General features: G+C 64.8%; 8 protein-coding genes. 4 read left to right on the top strand and 4 right to left on the bottom strand.

Annotated elements, in window-relative coordinates; all coding sequences use genetic code 11:
* Positions 1-188: 188 nt before the first annotated feature.
* Complete coding sequence (locus tag ACFP3H_RS14720) at positions 189-1,904, top strand: BCCT family transporter (protein WP_378605653.1); 1,716 nt, start codon at positions 189-191, stop codon at positions 1,902-1,904.
* Here ACFP3H_RS14720 and ACFP3H_RS14715 read toward each other — a convergent pair.
* Positions 1,901-2,815, bottom strand: coding sequence for a 3-methyladenine DNA glycosylase (locus tag ACFP3H_RS14715; RefSeq protein WP_378605650.1), 915 nt, complete (start codon positions 2,813-2,815; stop codon positions 1,901-1,903). The two genes, ACFP3H_RS14720 and ACFP3H_RS14715, sit on opposite strands and share 4 nt — an antisense overlap.
* A gap of 422 nt (positions 2,816-3,237) precedes the next feature.
* Between ACFP3H_RS14715 and ACFP3H_RS14710 the strand changes: the two genes are divergently transcribed.
* Complete coding sequence (locus ACFP3H_RS14710) at positions 3,238-3,876, top strand: SMI1/KNR4 family protein (protein ID WP_378605647.1); 639 nt, start codon at positions 3,238-3,240, stop codon at positions 3,874-3,876.
* Positions 3,877-3,985: 109 nt separating this feature from the next.
* Here ACFP3H_RS14710 and ACFP3H_RS14705 read toward each other — a convergent pair whose 3' ends face one another.
* Both ACFP3H_RS14705 and ACFP3H_RS14700 read right to left on the bottom strand, forming a co-directional pair.
* Positions 3,986-4,576 carry an RDD family protein gene (locus ACFP3H_RS14705; protein ID WP_378605644.1) on the bottom strand — a complete coding sequence of 197 codons (591 nt, stop codon included), beginning with the start codon at positions 4,574-4,576 and terminating at the stop codon, positions 3,986-3,988.
* Positions 4,577-4,974: 398 nt separating this feature from the next.
* Positions 4,975-5,349, bottom strand: coding sequence for an ankyrin repeat domain-containing protein (locus ACFP3H_RS14700; RefSeq protein ID WP_378605642.1), 375 nt, complete (start codon positions 5,347-5,349; stop codon positions 4,975-4,977).
* A gap of 196 nt (positions 5,350-5,545) precedes the next feature.
* Between ACFP3H_RS14700 and ACFP3H_RS14695 the strand changes: the two genes are divergently transcribed.
* Together ACFP3H_RS14695 and ACFP3H_RS14690 are read left to right on the top strand one after the other, a co-directional pair.
* A complete protein-coding gene (locus ACFP3H_RS14695) occupies positions 5,546-6,697 on the top strand; it encodes an alpha/beta fold hydrolase (RefSeq protein WP_378605639.1) in 1,152 nt (383 codons plus the stop codon).
* Complete coding sequence (locus ACFP3H_RS14690; RefSeq protein ID WP_378605636.1) at positions 6,694-11,061, top strand: nSTAND1 domain-containing NTPase; 4,368 nt, start codon at positions 6,694-6,696, stop codon at positions 11,059-11,061. Before ACFP3H_RS14695 ends, ACFP3H_RS14690 begins: the two co-directional genes overlap by 4 nt.
* A gap of 118 nt (positions 11,062-11,179) precedes the next feature.
* Here the strand turns inward: ACFP3H_RS14690 and ACFP3H_RS14685 are convergent, their stop codons facing one another.
* The gene (locus ACFP3H_RS14685) at positions 11,180-12,085 is read right to left on the bottom strand and encodes an ADP-ribosylglycohydrolase family protein (protein ID WP_378605633.1); all 906 of its coding nucleotides are present in this window, start codon (positions 12,083-12,085) and stop codon (positions 11,180-11,182) included.
* Positions 12,086-12,220 lie beyond the last annotated feature (135 nt).

Here is a 12,220-nt window from a genome sequence, read left to right as displayed (position 1 = left end):
CAGACAGTTGTGGCCCTGCATGAATGGTAAATCGGACATTTGGTTAGCGAGGGCACTTCGCGGGAACAGGTTCTTGGTACGCGTCGCGCAATCCCCCGGGTAGCGGCCGACACGCTGTACGGTTGCTCTGACCGCCACGCATGTCTGCCGTGACCGCCTTATCCGCGACCGGAGAGGACTCGGATTCCATGTCGAACGATGTCGTAGGGAAATCCGGTGACGCGCAAGCGTCCGGCGCGGCGGTTGCCGGTCAATCGCCGGGCGGGCCTCGGCTCGATCGACTCGTGTTCAGCGCCACCGCGATCGGCACGCTCGCCTTCGTCGCCTGGGGCATCCTCGACGACGAGAGTCTCGCGGCCACCGCCAAAGCCGCCCAGAAATGGGTCATCACCAACACTGGCTGGCTGTTCGTGCTCACCGCCTCGGCGTTCGTGGTGTTCGTGATCTGGTTGGCCGTGAGCCGCTACGGCCGCATCCCGCTCGGCGCCGACGACGAGAAGCCCGAATTCCGCACCGTGTCCTGGATCGCGATGATGTTCAGCGCGGGCATGGGCATCGGCCTGATGTTCTGGGGTGTGGCGGAACCGTTGTCGCACTTCGTGAATCCGCCCCCGCACACCGCCGCCCCCGGCTCACCCGAGGCCGCCGAGGTCGCGATGGCCACCACCCTGTTCCACTGGACCCTGCACCCCTGGGCGATCTACGCCGTCGCGGGCCTGGCCATCGCCTACGGCACCTTCCGAAAAGGCCGCTCCCAGCTGATCTCCTCGGTGTTCCGCCCGCTGCTCGGCCGCCACGCCGAGGGCCTGGGCGGGCGCGCCATCGACATGATGGCGATCTTCGCGACCCTGTTCGGCTCCGCCGCTTCCCTGGGCCTCGGCGCCTTGCAGATCGGCGCCGGAATGGAGTTCAACGGCTGGATCGACGGCATCGGCAAAATCGGTCTGGTCGCGATCATCTCGGGCCTGACCGTGGCCTTCGTGCTCTCGGCGGTGTCCGGGGTCGAACGCGGCATCCAGTGGCTGTCCAACATCAATATGGTTCTCGCCCTTGCCATCGCGGCCTTCGTCTTCGTCGCGGGCCCCACCCTGTTCGTGCTCAACATCCTGCCCACCTCGATCGGCGACTACATCGAGTACCTGCCCACCATGGCCTCGCGCACCGGCGCCGGCGACGACGCCATGCAGACCTGGCTGTCGAGCTGGACGATCTTCTACTGGGCCTGGTGGGTCTCGTGGACCCCGTTCGTCGGCATGTTCATCGCGCGGATCAGCCGCGGCCGCACCATCCGCCAGTTCGTCACCGGCGTCCTGCTGGTCCCCAGCGTGGTCAGCCTGATCTGGTTCGCGATCTTCGGCGGCGCGGGCATCGCCGAACAGTCCCGCCACGGCGACCTCACCGAACCCGACGGCTCGGTCGACTCCGACTTCGCCCTGTTCCACCTGCTCGACCAGTACCCGATCGTCTCGGTGACCACGGTCCTGGTGATGATCCTGGTCGCCATCTTCTTCGTCTCCGGCGCCGACGCGGCCTCGATCGTGATGGGCACCCTGTCCGAACGCGGCAGCATCGAACCCTCGAAATGGGTCGTCATCTTCTGGGGCGCCGCCACCGGCGCCGTCGCGGCCATCATGCTCGTCATCGCCGACTCCGACAACCTCGGCGGCGCCCTCACCGGCCTGCAAGCCCTCACCACCGTCGTGTCCCTGCCGTTCCTGGTGGTGATGGTCGCGATGTGCGTCTCGCTCTACAAGGACCTGCGCGACGACCCCCTGATCGTGCGCGCCGACCGGGGCATCGAACTGGTCGAAGGCGCCGTCGACCAGGGCACCGAACTCCACGAGGGCGACTTCGCCCTGGTCACCGAACCCGCCCCCGAGGAACCCGTCGAAAAGAAGGACTAACCGTCGATCCGGGCCTGCGCGGCGACCAAGTCCGCGCAGGCCGCCCGCAACCGCTCCCGCAACCCATTCGCGGTCTCCGCGATCGCCGCTTGGGCCCGCACGTAATCCGCCCGCCCCGCGGGTGTTTCGATGCGGATCGGTTCGTAGCCGAGATCGGCCAGATCATACGGACTGGCCCGCATATCGAGTTCCCGTGCGGTACAGGCAAGTTCGAAACAATCCAGCAGCAGATCCGAGGAGATCAACGGCGCGAGCTTGAACCCCCACTTGTACAGATCCATATTCGCGTGCAAACACCCCGGCTGCTCCCGCGCCACCTGATCCGCCCGCGTCAGCGGCTCCACATTGAGCGGCACCGCCTCCGGCGTGAAGAACCGAAACGCGTCGAAATGCGTACACCGCAACGACATCGACTCCACCACCGCATCGGTCCCCACCCGCCCCAACCGCAACGGCACCCGCTGATGCCGAACCTCCTCGGCCCGATACACCATCGCCCACTCATGCAACCCGAAACACGACAACTGAGCCGGACGCGCGGAAGTCCGCGCGAGCAACGTCGCAACGAACTCGATCGTCTCCCGCCGCTTCACCAGATACCCCGGGTCAGCCGCGAACACCCCCCGCTCACCCGGCACCTCCCAGTACCCCCGAGCCCCCCGATACTCACCCGCCCCCCGAAGTCCCACCCCGAACCCCGGATGCCACCTCTGCAACTGCGACGGCTTATGCCCGTAGTAGGTGAACAGGAAGTCGATCACCGGATGCGCCCGCCCCGCCGCCCGCCGCTCGACATACGGCCCCACCAACGGCTCAACCCTCTCCCGATGCGCCCGAGCCGCCGCCCGCCACTCCGACGCCGGCAATACGCGCAGCTCAGGGGAGTGGTCGAGGTAATCGGCGGTGCACACCCCACCATTGTCCCGCACCGCTTCGGAGCCTCCGAAGGAGCCTGAACAGGGGCTCGGTGCGTGGCGTTCCAAGGGCGCGATGAGGGTCGTAGTCGGACTTCTGACAAGCGTTCGGCACCCGACCATGACCCCCGACCCGGACCGGCACGTCGAGGGCAACGACCTGTTCAGGAATTCGACAGACCAGCTCGTCTGCCTGGGTGGGCCCTCGAATAGACGGCAGTATCAGGTCCGCCGGTATCGAGATGCCGCGGACGTGGAGACCGTGATCGCGCAATTGCCCGTGCTGGTAGGCGCCCCGGTGATTTCAGCTGTCGGCTCGCGGTGCGGCGGTCGAATGTCAGACCGCACCGGCCGAAGGCGACGGATCGTCGTGACTGCTCCCGCAGCAACAGTTGCGGGATTGTGCCACGATCGAGGCTATGAGTTCGCAGGTGGCCGCTGAAGCGATTATTGCCGAATGGAAGTCGCGACTGGTCACCCTTGCCGACAATCCGGAGTACACCTTCGTCGACACGCCACAAGCGTTGATCGACGACCATCGTGCCCGGCTCAGCACCTTCTGCGGCTGTCACGTCGAGGAACTCGATGCTGTCGAGGCACGGGTTGGCAGCCGGTTCCCGGCAGTGTTTCGCCAGTATCTGCTGGACATGGGGGAGGCGTGTGGTGATTTGTTCCGAGGCAGCGAGCGCGCAGGCATCCGTGGCTTCGACCGGTTTCGCGAGGATGCTCGCGAGATCGTCGACGATGTCAGTGGCTCATGGAACTTGCCTCCGGACGCGGCCATTGTTCTGACTCACCAGGGCTATACGTTCGACTACGTGCGGGCGATCGGCGGGTTCGACGGCCCGGTTATGCGGTGGAGTGACGGGAAACCGCACGAGGACACTCAGATTGCGGCTACCTTCGCCACCTACGTCGACGCGCATCTGCGGCTCATGGAGCGCAACCACCGCAGCGCCCGCGAGAGACGCGGCTACCTGACGCTGCACCCCGACGGCGGAGGCCAGCGGGTGTACCCGGCTCGCATCTCGGGCGACCACCCACTCGATTCCGGGTAACAGACGAAACCTCGCGATGCCGAGCTCGCCGCGCACGGCCACGTCGTGACGCCGCGAAAGTCATGGGATTGCTCGCAGCGTCGGCGAGCGAGCCCGAGAAGTCCCACCGTCAATGTTTGGCGAAGTCAATGCGTCCAGGCAGCGCCATCATCAGATCCTTTTTGAGCTCGACCTTACGTTTCGGTGCCCGGATGACTCGGGTTCCGGTGACGAGGTCATGGATGGTTCGCCTGCTGTTGGCGGGGACAAGCGCGAGAACGCAGCTCACCAGGAAGGTGCCGAACGCGGTCATCGCCACGATGTCGAGTGCGGTGGACTCGGGGTTGGAACCAGCGACCGAAAGGAAGAAGAACGGCAGAAAGATGATCAGCATGCGGACAGCGGCAGGACGCAGATCAAGGCGCGGGCGTGCCCAGGGATCAGCCGGGACGACACGCACGCCGAGCAGTCCCTTGCCGATGGTTTGGCCGTCGCGGCGTAGCAGCATGAACACTTCGAGCCCGATATAGGCAGTGAAGTAGCACGCCCACGCCGCGACATCGAGGAGGGTGTCCTCGTACTCGCTGCCTATGACAGCCTCGGCGATCAAGACCAGGGGTGTCGCTGGAACAGCGAGCAGGAAGGTGAGCGCCAAGCAAACCGCCAAGTCGATCAGACGGGCCGCGAGTCGGCGCCAGAACGGTGCGCTGAAATATGGCATCTACCCTCATCACTTGAACATCGATTGCGTTGGCCTACGCACGTTTTCGGCGCGCCGCCGCCCGACGCTTGCAAACTGGCGACGAGTCGAAGACTGCGATGGGCGGTACCCGTCGGTAGCTCTGTCAGTCCTGATGACCCTGACTGGTAGCTAGAGGCAGCTCGGGCCAGCACGGGTCTAACGGGTGGTCGTGAATGTCTTGGACATGGCCATCCGCAATCGGCGTCCCGACCGGCAACTGGAATCGTGCGGACCGCATCGAGTTCGGCGCCGTCGAGCAGAGTAGACGGGACCGTACGAACTTCGGCCAGCCCGCTTCACCCAATCTCGCGACCGATGTGGTTGACCGGTGATTGAAGGACTTGCGCGGAAGCATGTTTGGGCCGGACACGTTGCGTTTACGGTGTTCGAATGCGCATCGATGTCGAAGCAAGGGAGTTGTGTTCACTGCTCGAGCGAGCAGTCGGGGTCCGGGCCCCATGTGCGCGAAGAACTCGTATTGTCGAGACCGGGTTGCCTCCTGCGGCGACCGCTGCCCAGTAGATCGCCGGGAATCCCCTGTCTGTCAATGCGTGCACGTCGGCGCCCGCGTCGAGAAGCGCTTCCACCGCTCTCGCGTGCCCGCCTTGTGCGGCGAAGTGCAGAGGAGTCCAGTCTTCGGCGTCAGTCGCGTTCACGCCCTCGCTGTATCGCAGCCTCGCGATCGCCGCGACATCGCCGTCTCGGGCGGCGTAGTGGATTGGCTTGCGTCCCCATTCATCCCGGTCTGTCATCTACTTCTGTCCCTTCTGTAACTCCAAACAAGGAGCAGCAGTTCATGGCTGATGTGAGCTTCACAGCCACTCAACATGCGCGCAATGGTTAGGGCCTGGCTACATCGAAGATCAGCTCAGCTAGTGAATTCAGATATCGCCAGCGGCGAGGATCGGCGATGATGAGGGCCAGCGTGACCGATCGAGGGGATTCGAGATGCCGACAGCCGTCTTCGTACACGGAACGGGTGTGCGGCGCGCATCCTTCGATGATTCGTTCGCGGCGTTGCGCGAGGGGCTGGCCCGGATCAGGCCATCGCTTACGGTCGAGCCCTGTTACTGGGGAGACGAGTTCGGGTCACGCCTGCGGGCCGGGGGTGCCTCGATTCCTGGCACGCGCGTCGGTACCCGTAGCCCGAACGATTCGGAAGCGCTCGATCCGCTCTTGCAGCTGTGGGCGCAACTCGACATCGACCCCCTCGCCGAGCTTAAGGCGGCCTCACTCGCGCGACCCGGGGTGATCCCGCCGCACACGGTCGGTGCGCAACTGGTTCAGCTTGACCGCCTACGCCTTGCGGCGAAGTCGGCGACAGTGTTACGGGAAGCCACCGCAGCCGGAATCGGGCACTGCTGGGCCGCTTCCGTCGACAGTGTGGTTACCAGCGAGGCTGCTCGGCGCGCGGTGTTGTCGGCAGGGTCGATACAGGGTGCCGACGCAGTCGTCGCGCGCGCGTGCGTCGCCGTCGCGACCCTGGCCACGGATGAGTTGTTGGATGGGACCTTGGCCATCGACGGTGGGCATCGCGAGGCGGTCGCGACGGCGCTGCTCGATGCACTGGGAGTATCCGAGCGAGGGGTGGGGAGCTGGCTATTGGCCGGTGTCGCACGGCCGATCGAGCACCGACGGCATGCGATCACAGGCGCGGTCTCGGCGGTGCCCGGGGATGTCTTGCGCTACCTCGCCAGGGGCTCGCGGCTGCGGCGCATCATCGCTGACTCAGTGCGCGCGACAAACGGCGACGTCGTCGTGATCGGGCACAGCCTCGGCGGGATCGCCGCATTGGAGTGCCTAATCGAACAGCCGATACCTGCGGTGACACACCTGATCACCGTTGGCTCACAGGCATCGTTTCTCTATGAGATCGATGCGTTGCCTGGGCTCAGTTTCGGCACCGACCTACCCGCCCATGTCCCAAGGTGGACGAACCTCTATGACCCTCGCGATTTCCTTGCGTACGTGGCGGCCCCGCTTTTTCCCGGCCGAGTCAGCGACCGAGTGGTCGACAATGACGCGCCCTTTCCCCGGGCGCACACCGGATACCTGCGCTCGCGACACTTTTACGACGTGCTCGACGAGGTCATGGCGTGACGGTCCGCCCGCCACAACTTCCTCCCGGCACGGTCGCGGTCCTCATCGCGGTCGAGCGCTACGCACTCGGCACAGGTTGGGAGCTCGACGGGCCGATGAACGACCTGGTGTTGTTCGCCGAGATGTTAATCGCGCGGGGTGTCGATCCCCGCGACATCATCGCGTTGGCGTCGCCGTCGAGTGGCCGATCCAAAGACGCGGCGGCCCTGCCCGCCGGTATCGAGTTGCGACCGGCGGACCAGGACAAGATCGTCGCCGCACTCACCGAGGATTTACAGCACCGGGACGAAATGGCCAGCCGTCGCAGTGCCAGCGGCCTGTTGATCGTATACGTCGGTGGCCATGGGTTCGTCCATGCGAACCGGGCTCGGCTCTTGCATTCCGGCGCAACCGTCACCGACATGCGCAACCTCGATCTGGACCGACTGATGGAGATCATGCGCTCCAGTTACTATGCGGGCCACCCCAATCAGCTGTTCATCGCTGACATGTGCTTGACGGAGTCCCGGCACATGACCGGGCACAGCGATGTTTACTCCGAACACCTCCAAGGTGGCGACCCACTGTTTGTGCCGCCAACTCAACGCGGCCTGTTCGCGGCCAGCCCCGGTCAGACCGCCGCCAACGACACCATGCTCGGCACCGGCGTTTACTCGCGGGCGTTGCGATCGGCGATCCAACAGGTCGAGGCCGAGACCGGTCAGTCGGGGCTACTGCAACCTGATCTGCTGATGACCCGGGTGCAGCAGGATTTCGCGCGCTCGGGTGTCCGCCAGCAGCCCCAATTACGTTCTATCGGTGGGCAAGCCAGATATGTCGCGCCGTCGAACCTGGTTCGACGCGATAGCCCCTATCAAGGGCTGAAGCCCTTCGGGCAATACGACTCGGCGTTGTTCTTCGGTCGGGCGAGCGCTATCAGGTCCGTCACCACGCGGGTCAGAGCGGCGCTCGGGCACGGCGGATTCGTTGTGGTCTCGGGTGTCTCAGGGTCGGGCAAGTCGTCATTGATCCGTGCGGGAGTGGTCCCGGCATTGGTCTCCGGATCGAGTTCCGACGCGACCGACTGCTGCTGGCGGCCGGTGGTGTTCTCACCCAAAACCGCTCCCATGGAGGAGCTTTCGAACGCGATCAGCACCCTTCGTGGCGACCACCCCGACATCGGGTTGATCCCACCACACCGGTGGGGTCATGTGGTAGCGGCGGCAGTCACGAACATGCCCTTGGACCGGGCAGCACCCGCACGATTCGTACTGGTCGTCGACCAGTTCGAATCGGTCTTCACTTCCGGCGAGGTCGAGCTCGGCCAGCTGGAGGAGTTCCTCGTCGCCCTGTGTTCGATCGCACAGTCACGCGATGGCGACGGCAATTCTGTTGCCGTCGTCATCGTGGTGATACGCAACGACTTCGAGGGCGCGCTCGCTGAACATGCCAACCTGGAATCGCAACGCGAGGTTATGGCACCGCTGCTGCATGCTGTGCGGGCACGGTACCTGCTCACGGGAATGACCGACGACCAGCTGCGGATCGCGATTGCTGGACCTGCAGCGAGTCTTGGGGTCCAAGTCCAGGACCAACTCATCGATCTCTTGTTGCAGGAGTTGCGAACCCGCACTCGGCGAACCTTCGGTGGCAGCATCGGCAGCGGCGGCGCTCTCCCCCTGCTCTCCTACGCACTTGATCTGGTGTGGCGCGATCGCGATACCGCGTCGGACAGACTCACCGTACGAGACTACGAGAGAACCGGCGGTATCGAGGAAGCCGTCGGAACAACTGCGGAGGAGGTCTATCTGCGGCTCGGCCCTGCCGAGCGGGCTGAAGCGGAGCGCGTATTCGTCAATTATCTGACAACAAGTCACGATCAGGTTGACTACGCGAGGTCGGCACGAGTCGACGAGGTCATCTCGGGCGCTGCTACCGGCTCAGGTGCGGCTGTCTCGACCATGCTCGAGGCGTTCGCGGCCAAACGCTTGATTGTCATCGATGGGCCAACCGTCACAGTGTCGCATGAGGCTTTGCTCAGCTCGTGGCCATCGTTGCGCACATGGCTTAGCCAGGTGCGCAACGAGCGAAACGAACTCGCGGCCTTGCACGAAGAGGCCAGCAAATGGCTCGCCTCAGCTGCTGACGCGCCGCTGCTGACCGCACAGCGAACAACCTCCGCCAGACGACTGGTCGATCGAATCACCCGGGGCGCGATCGCCGGGCTCGACGTGCCGGCCATCGTCACGGAGTTCCTCGTGGCGAGCGAGCACATGCACCGACGCAAAACGATCATTAGACGGTGGCAGGCGGGGGGCCTGGTGACCGTCGTTCTCGTGCTGACCGGTCTGCTGGTGGTTGTGTGGAATCAGGGAAATACCAATCGAATACAGCGTGACGAAGCGATCCAATCAGTCCTGATCGACCAGAGCAATAGCCTCGCCGACCTCGATCCATCCGGCTCGCGGTTGTCTAGTTTGGCCGCAGGCGAGATCGGGGTCAGGGGCGGCGCGCCGGCAGAGTTCGCGAAGTTGGCCGCCGCCGCGCGACGCCAAATTAGCGTTGTCAAAACCGATATCGCCGCGACCGCTGCGTCGACCGACGCAACAGGTGCGACCGTGGCCTTGAGCTCCTCAGGCAAAACCGAGGTATGGCGCGACGGATACCGTGTCGCGGGGCCATATTCGGGTAGCTGGGATGCCGCGCTCAGCCCAGACGGCACTGTGCTGGCTGGCGGCAGACCCGGAGGCATTCAACTCTGGGATGTACGCACCGGCGCCGAGACGCGGTTCCTCGAGATCGGCGATGGTAGCTACGTCCAGCCGGTATTCGCTGACGATGAGCGATTGCTCATCGTCAGCGAGCAAGGTGTGGTGACGCAGTGGAGTCTGCGTGCCAATGCCGTCGTCGCCACGACACGGCCACCCACAGACCTTGGTTCGTTCAGATTTCTCCGCGCTACCCCTGACGGGCGTGGCATCGTGGTTCACGCTGAGTCCCGCGTGCTGCTGTGGACCCTGATCGACAATCGAATTGTCGAGCTTCCAACGACCAACTCGATTCTCTCGGCGACCTTCAACGCCACTGGGAGCGTGTTCGCCGTCAGCGACGGGAGCGGTCAAACCAGGCTGTGGAACGTTCACGACGGCACCCCACGCGGCGCACCATTTGTCGGCGGTTCCTACGCGTCGATCATCGCCTACGACCCGACTGACGCCACCCTGGCGGCGGTGGATTTCAGCGGCACGCTACGCGTGTGGGATCTCTTCCACCCCGAGCTCGGCGCGGCCACGGTCGCCACGTCGCTTGGCCGACCCGTCCTGCTCAAGTTCACCGATGGAGGGTCACGACTGCTGACGGTCACCGAGGACGGCTTGCTGCGTACGTGGAACCTCGCAACCTTCCGTCAGACTTCGAATCTGCTGGCGGCGGGTCCGGCAGGTCTGACGATTGGCTCTGACGGCGATCTCCTCAGCTTCAATGCTCGGGGTCAACTGGAATCGCGCACGGCTGATCGCTGGAACGATGTCCGAATGCTCTGGTCGCCGACCACCGACGAAACCTTCGGTGGACTCGCGCTGGATGGGCGCTATTTGGCAACTGTCGGATCGTCGGTGTCGCGGCCGAGCACGACCGTGATCGACCTGCGTACTTACGCGAGTGCCGAGTTGCCCATGCCGTCGCCCCAGTACCTCAGTCTCCAACGCAATGGCTACCTGATCGCGTCGAGCAGTGAACGTGGCACGCTCGTGCTGCGCTCCGATATGTCGAGCGTCGGCCCGTCCATGGCTCCGATGGTGTCGGGTTCGGTGGCCGCGCTCAGTGCTGACGGTAGGCGGTTGGCCCGGACCGATGAGAACGGCGGTCTGCAGCTGTTCAACGTCCCATCCGGGGCTTTTCTGGGTGGCACGCCAGCGCCGGGTACTACATCAATCCGCCAGATCGCGTTTGTGGGCGAAGGTCGGTGGATAATCACGGTCGGGCACGATTCCATGGCGCGACTGTGGGACACCCTCCAACCTGAGATTCCACCGACTCGCCTAGCCAATGCCAACGCGTTCGCGGCTGCGCCTAGTGGTGACGTGGTGGCACTAGCGGCAGGTGAGCGGGTCGAACTGTGGCACCTGCCGACCAAGCGTTTGCTGGTCGCTCCTCTCTTTTCGGCAACGACGATCAACCTCAGCCTCGCGTTCAGCGCCAGCGGTGACCGCATGTTCACTGCGAGCGGCCTCAACTGGATTGGTGTCTGGGACACCACGCCGCTAAGTGGGGTCACCGCGTATTTGTGTGCGATGGAACCCGAGGGGTTGACTCGTGCGCGATGGCTGCAGTTGGTCCCGCCTGGACCCGCGCATCGCGACCCATGCGCGGCTCAGCCGAGGTAGGCCCTCTCCGTCAGGCTGAGTGAGACATTCGGACACCCCGAGCTCACTGGTTTCCGAGGGCGAGACCTGGGCTCGGCCTCTAGGCCTTGCCCGATCGGCGAGGTCAATCCTGTTGTGGTCACGGTCGGCGGCGTGGGCGATTGATCGTGGTGAGCCAGGACGGTAACGGTTCGCGGGCCGCGAGCCAGGTCTGCGGTACGCCCGTTTCGGTGGTGGTGCCGGTGTGGGCCGCGACGATGCCCCCGGTGATCGCGGAGGTGGTGTCGATATCGCCGTCTGCTTCGATGCACGCGGCAATGGCCGCCGGGTAGTCGTCGAGATAGGTTGCCGCGGCCCACAATGCGAACGGCACGGTGTCTTGCGCCGTCACCTTGGATCCGTTTCCCAACTCGTGTGCGGCCTCGGCGACGGATGTGCCGAGCAGGGCGCGAGCGCGACGGATGCCGTGCGTTGTCTCGCCGGGCGCGAGATGGCCAAGGACTGTGATGAGGAATTCCGCTGGCGTGGGCGGGGTTTGGGTCCGACGGGCGTGGGCGGCCTGTCCTGCGGCGACCGCTACCGCGACGGCGCCGGTCACGCCTTCGGGGTTCATGTGGGTGACTTGTGCTGATCGGACGGCTTCGGTGACGGCCTGTTGTGGATCGTCGGCGTAGTAGGCCCCGAGTGGGGCGACTCGCATGGCAGCGCCGTTGCCGCAGGAACCGTGGCCCTCGAATGCCGCGCTTGCTGTCTCTTTCCACGGTTTGCCTTCGCGGATCCGCCGCAATGTGGTGACCGTTGCGTGTCCGTAGTCGCGCTCTGGTGAGAACCGGCGTGCGAAACCTGCGGCGAGTCGGTCCTGGTCGATCTGCTGGTGTCGGTGGAGTTCGGCGACCACGTTGCAAGCCATTTCGGTGTCATCGGTCCAGTCCCACGGTCCCGGCGGGGGAGTGCCCGACCGAAGGTCCGACAGGGAGCGGCCCATGATGAAGAACTGCGCGCCCAGCGCATCGCCGACGGACAGGCCGTCGAGCGAGTCGAGCATCAGTCCGACACGATCGATCGCGGGGGATGAACGCCACTTCCATCTCGTCACGATGTCGTGAGCCTTTCAGGTGCGGTACGCCGACCGACCGGCCGATGTCCTCCACCGTCGCAACTCGCACGGCGGTTGGGGTGA

This window comes from Nocardia lasii, assembly GCF_042658545.1.
GTDB lineage: Bacteria > Actinomycetota > Actinomycetes > Mycobacteriales > Mycobacteriaceae > Nocardia > Nocardia lasii.
This window is presented reverse-complemented; position numbering and strand designations above follow the sequence as displayed.